Source organism: Bradyrhizobium sp. CCBAU 11434, assembly GCF_028128895.1.
Lineage (GTDB): Bacteria > Pseudomonadota > Alphaproteobacteria > Rhizobiales > Xanthobacteraceae > Bradyrhizobium > Bradyrhizobium zhengyangense.
Window position 1 is genome coordinate 32,124 of sequence record NZ_LBJX01000096.1, and the last position, 18,735, is coordinate 50,858.

Below are 18,735 nucleotides of genomic sequence, written 5' to 3' on the forward strand. Positions count from 1 at the left end.
GCAACAGCCGTTAGTTTCCAGCCTTCCTGTGAGGTCCGACATGCTCAAACTCTACTACGCCACCGGCACCTGCGCGCTCGCCACTTACATGACCCTGGAAGAAGCCGGCGCCGACTACACGGCTGAAAGGCTGAGCTTCAAGGACAATCAGCAGAACAGCCCGGCCTATCTCGCCATCAACCCGAAAGGGCGCGTCCCGGCCCTGGTGACCGACCGCGGCGTCCTGACCGAGACGCCGGCGATGCTGGCCTATATCGCGCAAACCTTCCCGAAGGCGAAACTCGCGCCGCTCGACGATCCCTTCGACTTCGCGCAGGTGCAGTCGTTCAATTCCTACCTCTGCTCGACCGTGCACATCAATCACGCCCACAAGATGCGCGGCGCGCGCTGGGCGACGCAGGAGAGCTCGTTCGCCGACATGAAGGCGATGGTGCCGCAGACCATGGGCGCCTGCTTCAAGCTGATCGAGAAGACGATGTTCAAAGGTCCGTGGGTGATGGGCGATCAGTTCACGATCTGCGATCCCTATCTCCACACCCTCTCGCACTGGCTCGAAGGCGATAGCGTCGACATCAACGCCACGCCGAAGATCGCCGACCATTTCAAGCGCATGCTGGATCGCCCGGCGATCCGCAAGGTGATAGACGCGCAGAAGGCGTAACCAGCTCTCCGCCGTCGTCCCGGGCAAGCGTCAGCGCAGAACGGGACCCATACCCCCAGGGAGAGGTTGCCGCGCGCACTGGCAACCACGAACTTCGCCAAACGACGTTCTGTGGTTATGGATCCCGGATCGGCGCGCGCTTGGGGCGCGCTTGTCCGGGACGACACCGAGTTTGACGAAGCCGCTTCTCACCCGGCTTTCCGCTTCTCCAACTCCCGCCCCGTCTCCAGCATCAGCCGCCGCAGCCAGATCGAGCCCGGGTCCATCTGCGCCCGTGTCGGATAGAACATGAACTGCTCGTCGATCCCGGGATCGAGCGGTGGCGCGACCGCGACAAGGCCGAACTGTTTTGACAGCGCCGCGATCAGCCGCCGCGGCACGAAGGCGACGAGGTCGGTCCGGGCGGCGACGTGCAGCGCTTCGAGATAGCCCGAGACCACCAGCGAAATATGCCGCTCGATGCCTTTGCTGCGCAGCCAGGTGTCGATCAGGTCTTCGGGCTGGCCGCGGATGATCACGCCGACATGGCGCGCGGCGAGGAACGCCTCGCGCCGCTTCAGCTTGGCGCCCATGGGGTGGCCGCGCCGTACCGCCAGCGCATCGCTGTCGGTGTAGAGCAACTGGCGATGAAACCCCTTGAAGGCGTTGCCGATCGAGATCACGAGGTCGATGGTGCGGGCGAATTCTGCGTGGAAGATCGCCGGTCCCCGCCACGGCACGACGTCGATGCGGACGTTGGGCGCAAGGCGCGTCACCTTCTCCATCAAAGGCGGCATCAATAGCTCGACGGCGAGATCAGGCATCATCAGGCGAAACGACCGCTCGCTGCGCGCGGCGTCGAATTCCTCGGGCACGAACAGCCCGCGGACCTGATCAAGCGCTTGCGCCAGCGGGGCGCGCAGGGCTTGCGCCCGCGGCGTCAGCTCCATTCGTGCGCCGGTTCGCACCAGCAGCGGGTCGCCAAAGATATCGCGCAGCCGCTGAAGAGCATGGCTGGTGGCTGGCTGTGACAGCCCGATGCGCATGGCGGCGCGGCTGACATTCGCCTCGCGCAGCAGGGCGTCGAGCGCGGTGAGTAGATTGAGATCGAGCGAATTCAAATTCATGAGGCGAATAAATATCATATCCGCTATCGATTTGAAGAATTCTCATCAAGCGCTGATGTTCTCCGTGTTGCCATGAAAGGAGATGCCGCCATGAGTGCGAGCGCCAACAAGAAACTGATGCAGGACATTTTCGCCGCCGCCGCCAGCCCCGACCCGGATGTCCGCGACCGATCGCTGTTCACCGCAAGCCTTGCCGACGACGCCAAATGGATCGTCACCGGCCAATATTCCTGGTCGCGCACCTTCGCAGGCAGGGAGGCGATCCTCAACGATCTGCACGGGTATGTGCGCACGCGCCTGCGCGACCGCACGCGCACGGTCGCCGAGCGCTTCATCGCTGATGGCGACATCGTCGTGGTCGAAGCCAAGGGCGACAACGTCACGCCCGAAGGGGTGCGCTACGACAATGACTATTGCCTGGTGTTTCGGTTCGAGGGCGGCAAGATCAAGGAGATCCGCGAGTACTGCGACTCCGTGCTGACCGAGAAGGCGCTCGGGCTTTTCCCGCAATCGGCTCGGAACGCCGCTACCGGCTAGAAAAATGCCGGCCCGAACGGCTGGAACCGGGCGGGAACATTTTTGTCCCGCCCGCGTTCGTTCGTTTCCGGGGCAATTGCGCGCCGGCTTTGCGCGCGTTTGGGAATTTCATGCTGGCTGGGGCTTCGGACGTATCAATACAGGCAGGGCGAAGCTTTCCCGGACTCCGTGAACGATTGAGAGACGCGACGGCTGCGGCACATCACGAACTCGACGCGCAGATGTCCGCGTTCGATCTCACCGTGCTTTCCGGCTATCGACGTTTTCTCCAAGCCAGCGCGGGCGCTCTGCTGCCGCTCGAAGCCGCGCTCGTGGACGCCGGCGTCGCCAAATACTTTCCGGACTGGCCGGAGCGGGCGCGGAGCGCCGCAATCGCTGTGGATCTCGACCGGCTCGGCCGGGAGGCGCATGCCACCGTGTCGGTGCAGCCGCTGACACGGAGCGGCGTGATCGGCACCATGTACGTGCTGGAGGGATCCCGGCTCGGTGCAAAATTCCTGCTGAAGGCCGTCGCGGATGCGGCTGATCCGCGCATCGGACAGGCCGCCGCCTATCTCAGCCACGGCGCCGGCAAGCGACTGTGGCAGAGCTTTCTGGCGAAGCTTGCCAGCCAAGAGGGCTGCGACGAGGACGAGGCGATCGCGGCGGCGCGCAGCGCCTTTGCTGCATTCGAGCGGGCGGCGGATCGCGCATGAACGAGGCGGTCAATCTCACCAATTGCGATCGCGAGCCGATCCACATTCCCGGCAACGTGCAGCCGTTCGGCTTCCTGCTGACGCTGCTGTCGGACTTCACGATCTGCATGGCGTCGGACAATGCCGGCAGCTTCCTCGGCGGCGACGTCACCGATCTGCTGCAGCAGCCGCTCGCAAGAGTGTTCTCCGCAGCCGCGATCGAGACCATCCGCAGCCGCGTCGATCAGCTCGGCGGCCCTGATTCAACCGAACGCGTGTTCGGCGTCGAGCTCCAGCCGGGCAAGCCGCTTTACGATCTATCGATCCATTTTTCCGGCGCGTATGTGGTCGTCGAGGCCGAGCCCAGCGTCGTCGAGGCGGGTGTCAATTCGGGCGAGCTGGTGCGGCTGATGCTGGAGCGCATCCGCAAGACCCGCGGCATGGCTGAGCTAGCCCGCGAAGCGGCGCGCCAGCTTAAAGTTCTGACCGGCTTCGACCGCGTCATGGTCTATCAATTTCACCCGGACGGATCGGGCGAGGTGATCGCGGAGGCTGCGGAAGCAGGCCTCGAGAAATTTCTCGGCCTGCATTACCCGGCCTCCGACATCCCCAGGCAGGCCCGCATCCTCTATCAGCGCAACTGGCTGCGCATCATCGCCGACATCAACGCCAGGCCGGCCGCATTGCTGTCGACCGCAGCGCACAATGCGGGGCTGCTCGATCTGTCCATGAGCGTGCTGCGCGCTGTGTCGCCGATCCATATCGAATATCTGCGCAACATGGGCGTCAGCGCCTCGATGTCTGTGTCGATCCTGCGCGACGGCAAGCTGTGGGGGCTGTTCGCCTGCCACCATTATTCGCCGCGCTACATCTCGTTCGAGAAGCGGACGGCGTCCGAGCTGTTCGGGCAGATGTTCTCCTGGATCGTGGAAGGGCGCGAGCGCGAGGGTGATATGGCCTACGAGGCCAACGCCCAGAAGATCCAGGAGGGGTTGATCGAGATCGCCGGCACGCACGAGCATAGCCGGCGTGCGATCGTCGACTTCGTCGGCGATTACCGCAAGATGATCGCCTGCGATGGCGTCGCGGTCTGGTCCGACAACAGGATCACGCTCGACGGCGAGACGCCGACGGAGGACGAGGTCAAGGACCTCGTCGCTTTCATCAACCGGACTTCGCCGGGCCGCATCTGTGCCAGCGCGGAGATCGCAAAGCTCTATGCGGCCGGCGAGGTGTTTCGTGACCGCGCCGCCGGCTTCCTCGCCATTCCGATCTCGCGCACGCCGCGCGACTGCCTGATTTTTTTCCGGCGCGAGGTGGTGCGTTCGGTGAACTGGGCGGGCGCGCCCGACAAGGTCTACGAGGAAGGCCCGAACGGGCCGCGCCTGACGCCGCGCAAGAGCTTTGAGCTCTGGCAGGAGACGGTCGCGGGCCAGTCCAAGCCGTGGTCGGCGGCCGACATCCGCATCGCCGAGAGCCTGCGCGTCACGCTGCTCGAAGTGATCCTGCAACTGTCCGACCTTGCGGCGCGCGAGCGCCGCGGCGCGCAGGAGCGGCAGGAGCTGATGATTGCCGAGCTCAATCATCGCGTCCGCAACATCCTGAGCCTGGTGCGTGCGCTGGTGGCGCAGAGCAAGGACACCGCAAGAAATGTGGACGAGTTCGCCAGCGTGCTCGGCGGTCGCATCCAGGCGCTCGCGCGCGCACACGACCAGATCACCAATCTGAACTGGGCGCCGGTGGCGCTGCGGACGCTGCTGGAATCCGAGGCCGGGGCCTATCTCGGCTCCCGCGCCGATCGCGTGAAGATCGACGGACCCGACGTTGCGCTCGATCCCAAGGCGTTCGCGACGCTGGCGCTCGTCGTCCACGAGATGATGACGAACTCCGCCAAATACGGCGCGCTCGCCGATTCCACCGGCCAGGTCGAGGTGATCTGGCGGGTCGACCCGAATTCGAGCCTCGAGATCGAGTGGAAGGAGAGCGGCGGTCCGCCGGTGCAGCCGCCGTCGCGCCGCGGTTTCGGCACCACCATCATCGAGCGTTCCGTCCCGTTCGACCTCAAGGGCGAAGCCGAAATCCGCTTCGACCTGCTCGGCGTGCAGGCGAGGTTCGTGATCCCGCCGAACTTCGTCGAGCTGGTGCCGTCAATCGCAGGAGCCGCCATGCGCATCGAGGAACAGCAGCCCGCCCGTCCCCGCATCTCCGACACCGCCCTGATCGTCGAGGACAATCTCATCATCGCCATGGCGGCGGAGGTGATCCTGCTCGATCTCGGGGCGCGGCATGTCGATACGGCGGCGAGCGTCGACCAGGCGATGCGCGCGATCGAGCGCACGCGCCCGAGCTTTGCGCTGCTAGACCTCAATCTCGGCAGTGAGAGCAGCATCAAGGTGGCCTTGAGGCTGAAGGAGATCGGCGTGCCCTTCATCTTCGCGACCGGCTACGGCGAGCGTGCGCCGATCCCCGTCGACCTCGCCTCGGCGCCGGTGGTGCAGAAGCCGTACACGCTGGAAGTGGTCGAGAACGCGCTCGGCAAATTGCAGCAGGCGACCGCCTGATATCGTGGGTCCGGACATGCTGCGCTCGGTTCTGACCGAGAGCAGTTCCCGCAAGCCGCGCCGGCTGATCCGCTTGTACCGAACCCTTGGCGGGCGCTTACCCCGCCGTCGCCTCGGTCCGATCAAGAAGGACACAATTAACAAGTGTGCTTCATGGTGATGCCGCGCAGCCGGAGCCGCCATGAGGGCGTTCGGCTGCCCGAATTCTTGGGGGCGGCATCACCATGCGGGGCATTCGTTTGAGAATCCGGGGACGTCTTTACGCCGGGTTTACGGCTCTGGCCGCGGTTGGCCTGATCATGACCGTAGTTGCCGTCTGGAACCTGTGGGCGGTCCAGGACCAGGTCGCGAAAATGTCTGCCTTCTCGGACAGTACAGCCCGCATTCGAGAGATATCGGTCCATCTCCAGGCGCTGCAGCGGGCCAATCTGCGCTACATCTATGATGCCAACGAGCCCGCCTTCAAGGAGGCCGCGGAACGGGAGGCGGCGACGATCGAGTTGCTGAAAGTCGCTTCGGCAGGGACGGCCTCCGAGGAGCGGCGCAAGATCTACGACGGCCTCGTTGCCGATATTGGCAAGCTGCAGTCGCTGCGCGAGCGCATGGGCGCCGCGGTCAAGGAGACGACGAAAGGCAAGGCCGCTCTCCTGCCGGGTGGCGAGGAACTGAATGCCAATGCCGGCAAGCTGGTCATCGCGGCGCATGGCACCCACGATGCCGAGATCACGGCGCCCGTCGCCGACCTCGAATCCAAGATCCTCCAGGCACGTCTGGCGAGCTGGCGCTTCCTCGCCATGCGCGACTCCAAGGCATCCTCGACCTTCAGAGCCAATACCGAGAGGGCGCAGCAACGGATCACGGCGCTCCAGGAGGCCACCCTGCCGGAGCAGGTCAAGTCTGCGCTCGCCCCGGTCAAGACCTCGCTTTCGTCCTACCAGGCAGCGTTCGAGGCGACCTCCGCCGCGATCCTCGCGGCCGAGGAGATTTACCGCAGCAACATTGCGCCCCTGATCGCCGGAAGCATCGACAAGCTCAAGGTCGCGGACACGCAACTTGCGGCTGACTCCCAGAGAACGCGCACGGTCGCCGCAGGCGTCATCGCCAGCACGACCTGGATTCAGGAGGCCGCAGGCGGTCTTGCAGTCGTGTTCAGCGTCATCGTCGCCTTCCTGATCGCCCGCAGCATCGTCGGTCCGCTGGCCTCGATGACGCGCGCGATGGGCCGGCTCGCTGGTGGGGATCTCGCGGTCGAGATCCCCTCACGGGGCAAGGCGGACGAGATCGGCGACATGGCCAAGGCGATCCAGGTGTTCAAGGACAACATGATCGACACCGAGCGCATGCGTCACGAGCAGACCGAGAGCGAGGCGCGGCAGGCCGAGGACCGCAAGAAGGACATGGTCCGGCTCGCCGACCAGTTCGAGCAGGCGATCGGCGAAATCGTCGAGACCGTGTCGTCGGCCTCCGGCGAGCTCGAGGCCTCCGCCGGCACGCTGACGACGACGGCAACGCGCGCCCAGGATCTGTCGACGGAAGTCGCCTCCGCATCACAGGAAGCCTCGGCCAACGTGCAAGCCGTCGCGTCGGCGACCGAAGAGCTGTCGTCCTCGGTGAGCGAGATCGCTCGCCAGGTCCAGGAATCGGCCCGCATCGCCGGCGAAGCCGTGGAGCAGGCGAGCAAGACCAACGCCCGCGTCAGCGAGCTCTCCAGGGCGGCTGCCCGCATCGGCGACGTCGTCGAGCTGATCAGCACCATCGCCGGCCAGACCAATCTGCTGGCGCTCAACGCCACCATCGAGGCCGCGCGCGCGGGCGAGGCCGGCCGCGGCTTTGCCGTGGTCGCCTCCGAGGTCAAGGCGCTGGCCGAGCAGACCGCAAAGGCGACCGGCGAGATCGCCCAGCAGGTCTCCGGCATCCAGGCCGCGACGGAAGAGTCGGTCGGCTCCATCAGGGAGATCAGCGGCACCATCGAGCGGCTGTCGGAAATCTCCTCGACCGTTGCCGCTGCCGTGGAAGAGCAGGGCGCCGCGACGCAGGAGATCTCCCGCAACGTCCAGCAGGCCGCGCACGGAACCCAGCGTGTCTCGACCAATATCGGCGACGTCCAGCGCGGCGCGGCCGACACCGGCTCGGCCTCGTCGCAAGTTCTGTCGGCGGCGCGCTCACTGTCGTCAGACAGCAACCGGTTGAAGACCGAGGTCGCAAAGTTCCTCGCGTCGGTGAACGCCGCCTAAAAAACAAAAGGCCATGCGTGAACGCGTGGCCTTTCATCGCATGGCAATATGGTCAGGCCACTTTCGTCGCCATGTGCTTGAACATGTTGGCGCGCGCCTCGTCGTCCATCTCGGCCTTGAAGATGAACTTGTCTTTCAGCGCGAGCGCGCGGGCGGCGGCCGGCCGGCCTGAGATCTCGTCGATCAGCCGCTTGACGTTCGGGTAGCGCGCAAAGGCATCGTCGCCGAGCTTGAACGGCACCATCCGCGCCCAGCCCCACACTGCCATGTCCAGAATCGAATAGGCATCGCCGACCATGTAGCGGCGGCCGGCAAGATGCGCGTCGAGGATTTTGTAATGGCGATCGGTCTCGTACTGGTAGCGATTATGGGCGTAGTCGTGGTTCTGGTCCTTCGGCGCAAAGTGCTTGAAATGCACGGCCTGACCCGAATAGGGCCCGACGCCTGTTGCCACGAACATCAGCCATGACAGCAGTTCGGCGCGGTTCGCGGGGAGGAATTGTCCGGTCTTCTCGGCGAGATAGAGCAGGATGGCGTTCGAGTCGAACACGATGGTGCCGCCATCGTCGATCGCCGGCACCTTGCCGTTCGGATTGATCTTCAAGTATTCCGGCGCGAACTGTTCGCCCTTGCGGGTGTCGATCTTCAACGGCTCGTAAGCCAGGCCTGCCTCCTCGAGGAAGAGCGCGACCTTGGTCGGGTTCGGCGATCCGTTGAAATAGAATTTGAGCATGTTTCTCTCCCCATTTCCCCATTTGGAGCATGAATGCGGCCTCGCGGCTTTCTGTGCCTGAACATGGCCGGGGAGAGCAACCGGCGAGTTTGCGGGGCGGTATCTGCGCCGCGCAGATCAACCGGCGTAACAAAGGCCGATGGCGGCCGTAAGGATCATCGCCGCGCCGACCGCTTCCAACCGCAACCCGAGCCGGCTGGCGAGATGCATGTCGGAGGCCTGCGCCTTGCGCTCCGAGCCACGCGCGTAGCCATGCACGATGACATCGTGATTGAAATTGTCGTGCGCCTCGTTGCTGCTCGCGAGCCCGACGCAGATCACGAGCACGCCAAACAAAGCGAGACCGAAAAAGCCGAGCAGGGCGATCAGGAACATCGGAAACATGCCGACCAGGAAGATCGGCAGCAGCGGCACCAGTAGCAATGTCTCGGACTGTCGTCGCATGGGAGCCGGCCGGTCAGGACGGGGCTGATCCAGCGAATCTAGTCCTGGCTGTGGCGGTGTTCAAGGTGCCGGGTGTGCTGGGCTACTCCGCCCCCATGCCGGCGCGGATCTCGGCGCGGAGCTCGTCGATCAGCTTGAGGCCCTTCTTGGTCTCGACGTGCCAGAAGGTCCAGCCGTTGCAGGCCTGCGCGCCTTGCGCCACCGCGCCGATGCGATGGATCGAGCCGACCTTGTCGCCGAACATGATGGCGCCGTCGGCACGCACCAGTGCACCCAGCTTCTTCTTGGCATCGAACAGTTTTGTGCCCGGCATGATCATGCCGCGCTCGATCAGCTCGGAGAACGCCACGCGCGGCGCTTCGCGCGCGGTCATGAAAGGAGCGAGGCTCGCTTCCGGCAGCGGTTCGATCGCGGCGATGCGCGCTTCGGCGGCCTTGGCATAGGTCTTGTCGCGCTCGAAGCCGATATAGGAGCGGCCGAGACGCTTGGCGACGGCGCCGGTGGTGCCGGTGCCGTTGAAGGGATCGATGACGAGATCGCCAGGCTTGGATGACGACAGCAGCACGCGCGCGAGCAGGCCTTCCGGCTTCTGCGTCGGGTGCACTTTCTTGCCGTCGGCGCCCTTGAGACGTTCCTCGCCGGTGCAGAGCGGGATCAGCCAGTCGGAGCGTGCCTGCACGTCCTCGTTGGCCGCCTTCAGCGCTTCGTAGTTGAACGTGTAGCCCTTGGCCTTTTCGTCACGCGCGGCCCAGATCATGGTCTCGTGCGCGTTGGTGAAACGGCGGCCGCGGAAATTCGGCATCGGGTTGGTCTTGCGCCAGACGATGTCGTTCAGGAGCCAGAAGCCGAGGTCCTGCATGATCGCGCCGACGCGGAAGATGTTGTGATAGGAGCCGATCACCCAGATCGTCGCCGACGGCTTCATCGCAGCCCGCGCGGCCAGGAGCCAGGCGCGGGTGAAATCGTCATAGGCGGAGAATGAATCGAACTTGTCCCAGTCGTCGTTGACGGCATCGACATGGGATTCGTCGGGGCGCTTGAGATCGCCCTTGAGCTGCAGATTGTAGGGCGGATCGGCGAACACGAGATCGACCGAGCCGGCCTGAAGCTTCGACATCTCGGCGACGCAATCACCGAGAATGATGCTGTGCGACGGAGACTCAAAATTTGTGCGGGGCGCCTTTGCAGACGCCCCGCGACGCGACACTACCATGACTCAAGAACTCTGACTCAGGCGACGCTGTCGGCGACGCGGGACCAAACAACCGACTGACCGTTACAATGAAGCGGCAAAGTAAAAATCGACTTAACCCGCCGCTTTCGTGAGCAGGCCCCGCATCGCGTGTCGCGCGCGTGAAGCTGCGAGCATTTGCCGTGTTTTACAGTGTGTTTCGCGTTTCTTCGCGTTGCGAGGGTGGCTGGATCTGCAAAAGACTCTCAAGTTTCTCTCGGAAAAAAATGCTTGGCCCTCGGAAAAAATTGCTGGCGTTGCACGCTGTCGCACTAGGCAATAATTGCCGAGCGGGATATTGATTAACGCAATGGAAATTTTAGCTATGTGGCGCGTTAAGGTTTTCGCGTTTCCGCGTGCCCACGCCGAACAATTGCCGACCTGAGGGAAGCCCGCCATGCGCTACGATGATTTCCGCCGCAGCGACGACATCGAGGATCGTCGCGATGACGGTGGAGGAGGATTTGGCGGCGGCGGAGGCGGCGGGTTCGGGCTGCCGATGGGCGGCGGCGGCCTCGGCATCGGCACCATCATCGTGCTGGGCCTGGTCGGCTATGCCTTCGGCATCGACCCGCGCATCCTGATCGGCGGCGCCGAGATCCTCACCGGCGGCGGCCAGGCGCCGAGCTACCAGAGCGACCGTCCGTCCAGTCAGGCCAAGCGCGGTGCGCCGACCGACGAGATGGGCAGCATGATCTCGGGCATCCTCGGCGAGATCGACGATCGCTGGACCGAGATCTTCCAGGCCTCCGGCCAGTCCTACACCGGCCCGAAGGTCGTGCTGTTCCGCAACGCCACCAATGGCGGCCGCTGTGGCCGGGCCGAGTCGGCGATGGGGCCGTTCTACTGCCCGCCGGACCGCACCATCTTCCTCGACACGGGCTTCTTCCGCGAGGTCGAGACGCGCTTCCGCGGTTGCTCCGGCAAATCGGCGTGCAATTTCACCTCCGCCTACATCATTGCGCATGAGGCCGGCCATCACATCCAGAACCTGCTTGGCATCATCCCCAAGGTGACGCGGCTGCAGCAGCAGGCCAGCAGCAAGGCGGAGTCGAACGCGCTCCAGGTGAAGGTCGAGCTCCAGGCCGATTGCCTCTCCGGTATCTGGGTCAATCGCGAAGCGAAAAAGCGTCCGAACTTCCTCGAGGCCGGCGATATCGACGCCGCGCTGACCACGGCGAGCGCGATCGGCGACGACACACTGCAGCGCCAGGCGACGGGACGCGTGGTGCCCGACTCCTTCACCCACGGCTCCGCCGCGCAGCGCAAGCAGTGGTTCATGACCGGCTATCAGCAGGGCACGCTGCAAGCCTGCAACACGTTCGGCGGCGGCGGGCCGTAGTCATAGATGCTCGTGCCCCGGATGCAGTGCTTCTTGAGCGGTGCGCTGCCGAGCCGGGGTCTACATTGCCGGGTCACTCAAGCCTCCAAATGGGTCCCGGCTCTGCGCAGCAGCGTTTCACGCTGCAGCGCGTCCGGGACACGAGAGGATTGAGCAATGGCCTCCATCGACGAATCCAAGCAGTTCATCCCGCTCAACATCGCGGTGCTCACCGTCTCCGACACGCGCGCGCTTGCGGACGACAAATCCGGCCAGACGCTGGTCGATCGCCTCACGGCGGCCGGCCATCATCTCGCCGCCCGCGAGATCGTCACCGACGATGTCGAGGCCATCCGCACCGTGATCCGCCGCTGGATCGCGGATGCCGGCGTCGACGTCGTCATCACCACCGGCGGCACCGGCTTCACCGGGCGCGACGTCACGCCGGAGGCGATCGAGCCGCTGTTCGAGAAGCGCATGGACGGGTTCTCGATCGCCTTCCACATGCTGAGCCATGCCAAGATCGGCACGTCGACGATCCAGAGCCGCGCCACTGCAGGCGTTGCCGGAGCCACCTACATCTTCTGCCTGCCGGGTTCGCCCGGCGCCTGCCGCGACGGCTGGGACGGCATCCTGGCGGCGCAACTCGACTACCGCACGCGCCCCTGCAATTTCGTCGAGATCATGCCGCGGCTGGACGAGCATCTGCGCCGGCCGAAAGCGCAGGGCGCGACGGTGTAGATGCGCGTCGGTGCGCAAGCACCGTTCGCAAGCCAAGCCACAAGGTATCGCAGGGTGGGCAAAGCGACAGCGTGCCCACGACTTCTGTTGATTGAGAAAGATCGTGGGCACGGCGCAAGTGCGCCTTTGCGCATCCTACGAGATCAGACACGCCGGAGAGATATCCTTTCCCAGAATAATCATCTCGCATCGCGCAGCTACAGATCCATCTCCCACGTCTCACCCACCAGATCGTGCCCAAAACTGTGATGCGGCTTGGTTGCGACCAGCTCGAAGCCGGCGCTCTTGTAGATGCCGCGTGCGGCGACCAGGATGCTCTGCGTCCACAGCGTCATCCTCTTGTAGCCCCGTTCGCGCGCGCCCTGAATGCATTGCTCGACCAGCGCGCGGCCGACGCCGAGGCCGCGTGCCTTCTTCTCCACCTGCAACAGGCGGAGTTTGGCGAGCTCGTCGGTGGCCTTGACCAGGAAGATCGAGCCGACCGGCTCGCCGCCGACTTCCGCGATCCAGCAATGCTCGCGTGCGGCGTCGTAGCTCTTGATGAACTGTGCGCAGATCTCGGCGACCAGCGCCTCGTAGCTGATGTCCCAGCCATAGTCCGCGGCATAGGCCGCCGCCTGCTTGGAGATGACCCAGCCCATGTCACCGACGCGATGGCTGCGCAGCACGACCGACGCGGGCTGGCTCTGGCGTTGCTCCAGCACGGTCTCGATGGTCGCCATCGCCTGCGTGAGCCGCGTTGCATCGCCGGCCGAAAGCCGGGCCAGCATCGCGGCGACCTCGTTCTGCGAGCCCAGGTTCAGCTTGGTGAATGTCTGGCGGCCCTTGGCGGTAAGGCTGAGCTGGTACTGCCTGCGATCCGTGGGCAGGGGCGTGCGCGTGATCAGCCCCTTTTCGTCGAAGCTTTGAACGATACGGCTGAGATAGCCGGGGTCGAGACCGAGCTCGTTGCCGATCTCCTTCGCCGCGAGCGCGTCGCGATGCGCGAGCTCATAGAGCACGCGGGCCTCGCTCAGCGAAAACGGGCTCTGACCCAAATGCTGGTCGAGCACACCGAGCTTGCGGGTATAGAAGCGGTTGAAGGCGCGAACCGCTGCGATCTGGTCGTCAGCACCGTTGACTGGCATGGGACACCTCAATAATTGCCATTGTCAAATAATTATTTGACTTTGGCAAGTATTTGGTGGCCTACCCGACCATGACGATCCGGCTGCGCAGCAGCGTCCGGGAGGAACGGCCGAGCCGCCGCAGCAGCCGGGCCTCGGAGCGGCGAGCTTGGGGCGGATGGCCCCCGATCCGGTCGTAATGGTCGCGCGCGATCAAAAGCCCCTGATCGCCGAGCGGGCCGACCAGCTTGCGCGCCACAGACCTCACAAAGTCGCGAAATCCCGTATCGGCGTAAGGCGAGCGCGCGTAGCGGAACACGGCCGCGCGGTCCCGGCCGCTGGCCGCGACCGCCTGGATGAACTGGGTCGTCTCCTCGATCCAGCCGGTGTCCAGCACCGCGCCAGCGGGGAGAAACATCAGCCACGGCGAGCGGGCCTGGAGCGCACCGGCGGCCAGCGCCGCGCCCTGCGAAGTCCCTTCGTAGCCGACGAAACGGCAGCCGGCGACGTCGGCAACGCGCTCGATGACGCCGTTGCGGGTGCCGTCGACCAGCAGCACCTCCTTGATGATGCCCGCTGCAGCGCCGGGTACCAGCGCGGCCAGAGTTGCGACCGCCGTCTGCTCGACACCTTCGGTCGGTATGATGACACTCAGCATGATAGATGCTTCGATATGCGCACTTCGGGAGAAGCGTAGCTCGTTATGATACTGTCATAAACATGCGGCGATGCCGAGCGCAACTTTGCGGGCCGTGCTTGGCAGTGCGATGGTAAACCACCGCCGGTCCATCGCAGCCGAATGTGTCGTGCGCAGGGTGGTCATGTTGCCGAATGTTTCGGCGAGCTGCAGGGGCGTGAGCTCCAATGGGGTTTTTCTCGGCCGATGTCGGGCCAGGGCCTTATTCCTCCGCCTGGCTGCATCGATGTCCTTGCTGATGGGAAAAACTGGAATCGCTGACGCGCTGAGTGAGATGTGTCCAATGAACGCCGATCAACTTCCCGTTGGCGCGCTGTCAACATCGCCGAAGCCGGACCCCGCGCCGACCTTGCGGATCCGCGCCGTGATGCTCGGCGAACGCATCAATCCGTCGGGGCTCGAGATCGGTTCTCCCGTCTCCTCGACGCCGGCGGCTTTTCGCGTCCATGCCGGCCTCGCTGTGATCTTCCGCTACGGCGTCGTGGTGCTGATCGGCCTCCTCCCTTCGGAGGAGAAGGTGCTGCTCGACAGCCTGAAGTCGCGCGTGACCGGCGAGCTGAGCCCGCATGAGGAGGAGACCGCCCAGGCGCAGCTCTGCAAGGACGAAAACGCCGAGGCGATCCAGCCGGGCGGGCCGATCAACCTCTCGAAATTCTCCGACGAGCGGCTGCTGCTGATCGCCGACGCACTTGCAAAGAGCACGTCACTGGCGCGCGACGAGCGGCGTGTCGCTGCGGTCTTCGATGTCATCGAGCCGTTCGCGCGGGAGCTTGCCGAGAAGGGCCGGACGTCGCGGCGACGCAAGGGCATCCTGCAACTGATCGGCAATGCGCTGCTGGTGCAGCAGCGCGTCGCCGGCCGCGTCGCCGTCGCCGAAAAGCCCGATGCGCTCTGGGAAAAGCCGCAGCTCGACCGGCTCTATGCGCGTCTCGAAGACGAGTACGAGCTGAAGGAGCGCCTGGACACACTTGAGCGGAAGCTCAAGGTCGTCGCGGACACCGCCGACGCGCTCACCGACATCATCGACACCCAACGCTCACTGCGGCTCGAAATCGCGGTGGTGGTGCTGATCGTGATCGAGGTCGTGATCGGCTGCATCCAGATCTTTGCCGGGCTTCACTGAGACGTCTCCACACCTGCCCGCCGTTGATCGCAACTCTGCGACTGCCATGCGACGATCTCGGCGAGCTCGGCCTCCGGTCGCGTCTCCGACGTTTGGCAACGCCCGAGATAAATCTGCCCGGCGTCGCCCTCGATCGTGATCCAGTCGCCCTCCGAGAGCGTCGCATCGGCAAGCCGGGCGCGCCGAGAGTCCGGATCGATCTTCAGCTCACCGCAGCCGACCACGCACGGCTTGCCCATCTGCCGAGCCACCAGTGCCGCATGCGAGGTCCGCGCGCCGACCGCGGTGACGATGCCGGCTGCCACCGCAAATCCCGCGATGTCGGCCGTGCTCGTGTCGGGGCGCAGCAGAATGACCGGCTCGCCCGTGGCCGCAAGGCGCTTGGCGCCTTCCGAATCAAACGACGCGCGGCCAACGCCGATTCCGCCGGAGGCGCCGGTGCCGGAGGCCGCCGGCTTGCCGGCGCCAACCAGCGAGATATCGACCAGCGACGCAACGTCGATGCCGGCGAGGCGCGTCAGCGCCTCGTCCTTCGCGATCAATCCTTCATGCACGAGATCGATCGCGATCCTGACCGCAGCGCGCGGCGTCCGCTTGGCCGAGCGGGTCTGCAGCATCCACAGCTTGCCGTCCTCGACCGTGAACTCGACATCCTGCACGTCGCCAAATTCGCGCTCGAGCCGCTTCAGCACATTGCTCAACTCCGCCCGGATCCCCGGCAACGCACGGGCGATCGCGTCGTCGGGGTCCGGCGTGCGCCGGCCCGACACGACGTCTTCGCCCTGCGCATCAAGCACGAGATCGATCATGGTGTGAGAGGCGCCGGTCGACGGATCGCGCGAGAACGCGACGCCGGCGCCCGAGGCGAGCCCGCCATTGCCGAACACCATGGCCTGGATGGTGACGGCGGTGCCTTCGAGATCATCGAGCTGCTGGAGCTTGCGGTAGGTCTGCGCCCGCTCGCTGGTCCAGGATTGGTAGACGGCCCGTGCCGCCGCCTCGAGCTGGGCCGCTGCATCGTCGAGGCAGCCATCGGCGTGATCTTCGATCAGCGCTTGTTCCGCGGCGGCCAGCCGCTCCAGCGCTTCGCCATCCAGCTCCCGGTCGCTGGCCACGCCTTCGGCGTCGACCAGCTCGGAGATGCGCGCGGCGAACGGAGCGGGATCAAGCCCGAGCACTGTCTCGCCAAAGCTCTCGAGGAAACGCCGCCGGCAATCCCACGCGAGCCGGGGACGGCCGGTCGCGCGGATCAGCCCGTGCACGGCGTCCAGTGTGCAGCCGACGTCAAGCACGGTGTCGAGCATGCCCGGCATTGATCGCGCCGCGCCGGAGCGCACGGAGACCAGCAGCGGCTGCCGGCGGTCGCCGAAGCGTTTTCCGGTTGCGCTCTCCAGGAAGGCGATCCCATCCTTCAGCCCGTCACGCAGGTGCTGCACAGCATGGGCATGGCCGGCAATCACGTCGGCGCAGAGCCTGACAGGCAGCACGAAGGCGGGCGGTACCGGCAGGCCGAGCGCTGCCATCCGAGCGAGGTTCGCGGCCTTGGCGCCGATCTCCTCGGCGGGCCGCAGTTCGGTCGCCTCAGCGCCGATACGCACGATATGCATGGTGACTTCCTCAGGCTGCGAGATCAATCATGATGTGACGGCGGAGCAGATGGCCGAAAGCGGCGAAGCGATCGGTGGCGCGTTCGATGGCCCGCGCCAACTCGATCACCGATAGCGAAGTCGCAACGTCGAAGCCTCCGCCGAAGACCAGCGTGGTGGTGGCTCGCTCCCTGGTATCCGCCGCATGTTCGGCGTCGATCAGGCGGGTTACGGCGGCCAGCGCATGCTCGGAATCGACCCGCCGTCCATCCGGCACGTCCATTGCTGCCGCAATGCCCTTTGAAGCCGTTTCGGCCGCTGTCGCTGCCACCACACAAAGCTCGGCCAGCGAAGCCAGCAGGGTCGGATCGGCCCGCTCGGGGAGCAGCGAGGCGACAAAGGCTGCCTGCTCCAGCTCGTCGATGGCATCCTCGATGCGGTCGATCAATTGTCCGATCACAGGGCGGGCATCGAGACGGTCGACCTCCTTGCGGCTCTCCAGCGCGATGCGGTCAGCTTTCTGTTCGATCGCAGCACAGCGCGCCGCCAGCAACTTGCCGTCGGCAGGCAGCCCAGCTCTGACCGCCGCGATATGGCGTGTGATCGCGATGACGAGATCGTGCGCCAAGCCGGTCTGGCGCAGCACGGCCGCGAGCAGCGTCCCGTCGACGCGGTCGAGGTGCCGCACCAGGTCAGCCTCGATCTGGTCGCGGACCGTCCTCACCGAGCGGCCGGCCAGCAGCGCCTCGGTCGAGGCGCGCAGTGCCGCCTTGAGAAAGTCGATCGCGGCGGCGCGGCCCAGCGCCTGGTCGAGCCGCTCGCCGAAGCCAATCCGCGAGGGGGCGGCGTTCCGGACCGCCGAGCCCAGCAATTCGTTACCGCCGAGCTCGAGAAAACCGCGATGGCCGATCAGGTTGCGCGCGGCCCATTCCAGGATGCGCGCCGCGTCGTCCTTCGCGACCCAGCTCCGCAGCAATTTGCGGGCTTTGTTCCAGTCGATCAGGAAAACCAGCGCAGCGCCGATCGCCGACAGGAATTCGTTGCGCTTCGCAGCATGATCCGCCTGGTATTGACCGGTGACGAGATAGAACGAATTCTCGTCACCAAGACCAGCAGCCGTATGTCGATCGAGGCCGCTCCATGTTGCTTCGAACCTGTCGAACAGCGACATGAAGATTTTCGCGCGCGCCAGGTGCACGTCGGTGTAGGTGACGGTGACCGCATTCTTCTTCACCGCGATCACGACGACATGCGCATCGGTGGTGCCGATGTCATTCTGGATCAGGAGCCGTCCGCCCGCCCGCGTCGCCATGGTGTCGAGGCCGGGATGATTGAACTTGAGGCCGCGCGTTGCGTTCAGCCCCGTCATGAAGGCCGCAACCGCGGCGCGGTCTTCGCCATGCAGGCCGAAGACATGGGCGCCGTCGAGCGCTTCTTCCGAGCAGCTTGCCGCAAGCTTGTTGAGCTGCTTGTGCAGGTCCATGACCAGCCGGTGCAGGCTGTCGCCGGCCGCGTCGGTCACGCCGGTCAGTCGCGCGATACGGGCGATCTCGATTTCGCTTGCGGGATCGAGCAGGCCGGCGCTGCGGATGGCTTCGAGCCGCGCATCCGCCTTCGTGCCTTCGTCGGGAGTTCCGGCTTTGACGGCGCGGATCATGGTCGCGGCGTCGTCCTCAATCTCCTTCATCAACTTCGCGAGAGCAGGGGCTGCAAGCCGGTCCCGTCCGATCATATGCGCGCCGCCGATCAGCGTCGCGATTGCGGCGGGAGCAATGCCCGCGGTCCGGCTCTCGATGCCGAGGTCGCTCGCGGGCCGGTTTGGGTCCCGCGCATGTTGAGCGGCCGCCTGGAGTGCGCTCATGCGCACCTTGATGCGGTCGTTGGCGGCGAGGCCTTCTGCCACCAAGGTCGGCAACAGAATGTCGCCCTGTCCGAGTTCTTCGATGATCTGGGTTTTCATGATCCGTCCGCGCAACGTTT

16 protein-coding genes are annotated in these 18,735 nt (G+C 65.2%); 8 read left to right on the plus strand and 8 right to left on the minus strand.

Features of this window, described 5'->3' with window-relative positions; genetic code table 11:
- Positions 1-40 precede the first annotated feature (40 nt).
- Positions 41-661 (plus strand): glutathione S-transferase family protein, encoded by a 621-nt coding sequence (locus XI06_RS26940; RefSeq protein ID WP_237870182.1) that lies wholly within the window; start codon positions 41-43, stop codon positions 659-661.
- Between the two features lie 188 nt (positions 662-849).
- Here the strand turns inward: XI06_RS26940 and XI06_RS26945 are convergent, their stop codons facing one another.
- The gene (locus XI06_RS26945) at positions 850-1,767 is read right to left on the minus strand and encodes a LysR family transcriptional regulator (RefSeq protein ID WP_237889653.1); all 918 of its coding nucleotides are present in this window, start codon (positions 1,765-1,767) and stop codon (positions 850-852) included.
- A gap of 90 nt (positions 1,768-1,857) precedes the next feature.
- Here XI06_RS26945 and XI06_RS26950 point away from each other — a divergent pair, with 90 nt between their 5' ends.
- From XI06_RS26950 to XI06_RS26965, 4 genes are all read left to right on the plus strand, one after another.
- Entirely contained in the window at positions 1,858-2,304 is a 447-nt protein-coding gene (locus tag XI06_RS26950) for a nuclear transport factor 2 family protein (protein WP_237870186.1), read from the plus strand.
- 110 nt (positions 2,305-2,414) lie between these two features.
- A complete protein-coding gene (locus tag XI06_RS26955) occupies positions 2,415-2,999 on the plus strand; it encodes a biliverdin-producing heme oxygenase (RefSeq protein WP_237870189.1) in 585 nt (194 codons plus the stop codon).
- Complete coding sequence (locus tag XI06_RS26960) at positions 2,996-5,539, plus strand: HWE histidine kinase domain-containing protein (RefSeq protein ID WP_237866721.1); 2,544 nt, start codon at positions 2,996-2,998, stop codon at positions 5,537-5,539. Before XI06_RS26955 ends, XI06_RS26960 begins: the two co-directional genes overlap by 4 nt.
- A gap of 224 nt (positions 5,540-5,763) precedes the next feature.
- On the plus strand, positions 5,764-7,773 hold the full coding sequence (locus XI06_RS26965; RefSeq protein WP_237870194.1) for a methyl-accepting chemotaxis protein: 2,010 nt from the start codon (positions 5,764-5,766) through the stop codon (positions 7,771-7,773).
- 52 nt (positions 7,774-7,825) lie between these two features.
- Here the strand turns inward: XI06_RS26965 and XI06_RS26970 are convergent, their stop codons facing one another.
- The 3 genes from XI06_RS26970 to XI06_RS26980 form a co-directional block, all read right to left on the minus strand.
- Entirely contained in the window at positions 7,826-8,506 is a 681-nt protein-coding gene (locus XI06_RS26970; RefSeq protein WP_237889367.1) for a glutathione S-transferase family protein, read from the minus strand.
- Between the two features lie 117 nt (positions 8,507-8,623).
- Positions 8,624-8,950: a hypothetical protein gene (locus XI06_RS26975; protein ID WP_237866727.1), complete on the minus strand. Its 327-nt coding sequence runs from the start codon at positions 8,948-8,950 to the stop codon at positions 8,624-8,626.
- Between the two features lie 82 nt (positions 8,951-9,032).
- Complete coding sequence (locus tag XI06_RS26980; RefSeq protein ID WP_271606938.1) at positions 9,033-10,163, minus strand: site-specific DNA-methyltransferase; 1,131 nt, start codon at positions 10,161-10,163, stop codon at positions 9,033-9,035.
- 415 nt (positions 10,164-10,578) lie between these two features.
- On the opposite strand from XI06_RS26980, the gene ypfJ reads away from it, so the two are divergent.
- Positions 10,579-11,523, plus strand: a complete 945-nt coding sequence (gene ypfJ, locus XI06_RS26985) for a KPN_02809 family neutral zinc metallopeptidase (RefSeq protein ID WP_237866729.1) — start codon at positions 10,579-10,581, stop codon at positions 11,521-11,523.
- A 156-nt stretch (positions 11,524-11,679) separates the two neighbouring features.
- On the plus strand, positions 11,680-12,243 hold the full coding sequence (gene moaB, locus XI06_RS26990; protein WP_237866730.1) for a molybdenum cofactor biosynthesis protein B: 564 nt from the start codon (positions 11,680-11,682) through the stop codon (positions 12,241-12,243).
- A gap of 197 nt (positions 12,244-12,440) precedes the next feature.
- Here the strand turns inward: moaB and XI06_RS26995 are convergent, their stop codons facing one another.
- Together XI06_RS26995 and XI06_RS27000 are read right to left on the minus strand one after the other, a co-directional pair.
- Positions 12,441-13,370 (minus strand): bifunctional helix-turn-helix transcriptional regulator/GNAT family N-acetyltransferase, encoded by a 930-nt coding sequence (locus XI06_RS26995; RefSeq protein WP_237866732.1) that lies wholly within the window; start codon positions 13,368-13,370, stop codon positions 12,441-12,443.
- A 61-nt stretch (positions 13,371-13,431) separates the two neighbouring features.
- On the minus strand, positions 13,432-14,007 hold the full coding sequence (locus XI06_RS27000) for a glycosyl transferase (protein ID WP_237889369.1): 576 nt from the start codon (positions 14,005-14,007) through the stop codon (positions 13,432-13,434).
- A gap of 322 nt (positions 14,008-14,329) precedes the next feature.
- On the opposite strand from XI06_RS27000, the gene XI06_RS27005 reads away from it, so the two are divergent.
- Complete coding sequence (locus XI06_RS27005; protein ID WP_237866736.1) at positions 14,330-15,169, plus strand: RMD1 family protein; 840 nt, start codon at positions 14,330-14,332, stop codon at positions 15,167-15,169.
- Here the strand turns inward: XI06_RS27005 and XI06_RS27010 are convergent.
- Together XI06_RS27010 and XI06_RS27015 are read right to left on the minus strand one after the other, a co-directional pair.
- Positions 15,163-16,776, minus strand: coding sequence for a PEP/pyruvate-binding domain-containing protein (locus XI06_RS27010; RefSeq protein ID WP_237866737.1), 1,614 nt, complete (start codon positions 16,774-16,776; stop codon positions 15,163-15,165). The two genes, XI06_RS27005 and XI06_RS27010, sit on opposite strands and share 7 nt — an antisense overlap.
- A 10-nt stretch (positions 16,777-16,786) precedes the next feature.
- Complete coding sequence (locus XI06_RS27015) at positions 16,787-18,715, minus strand: hypothetical protein (RefSeq protein ID WP_271606939.1); 1,929 nt, start codon at positions 18,713-18,715, stop codon at positions 16,787-16,789.
- Between the last annotated feature and the right edge of the window lie 20 nt (positions 18,716-18,735).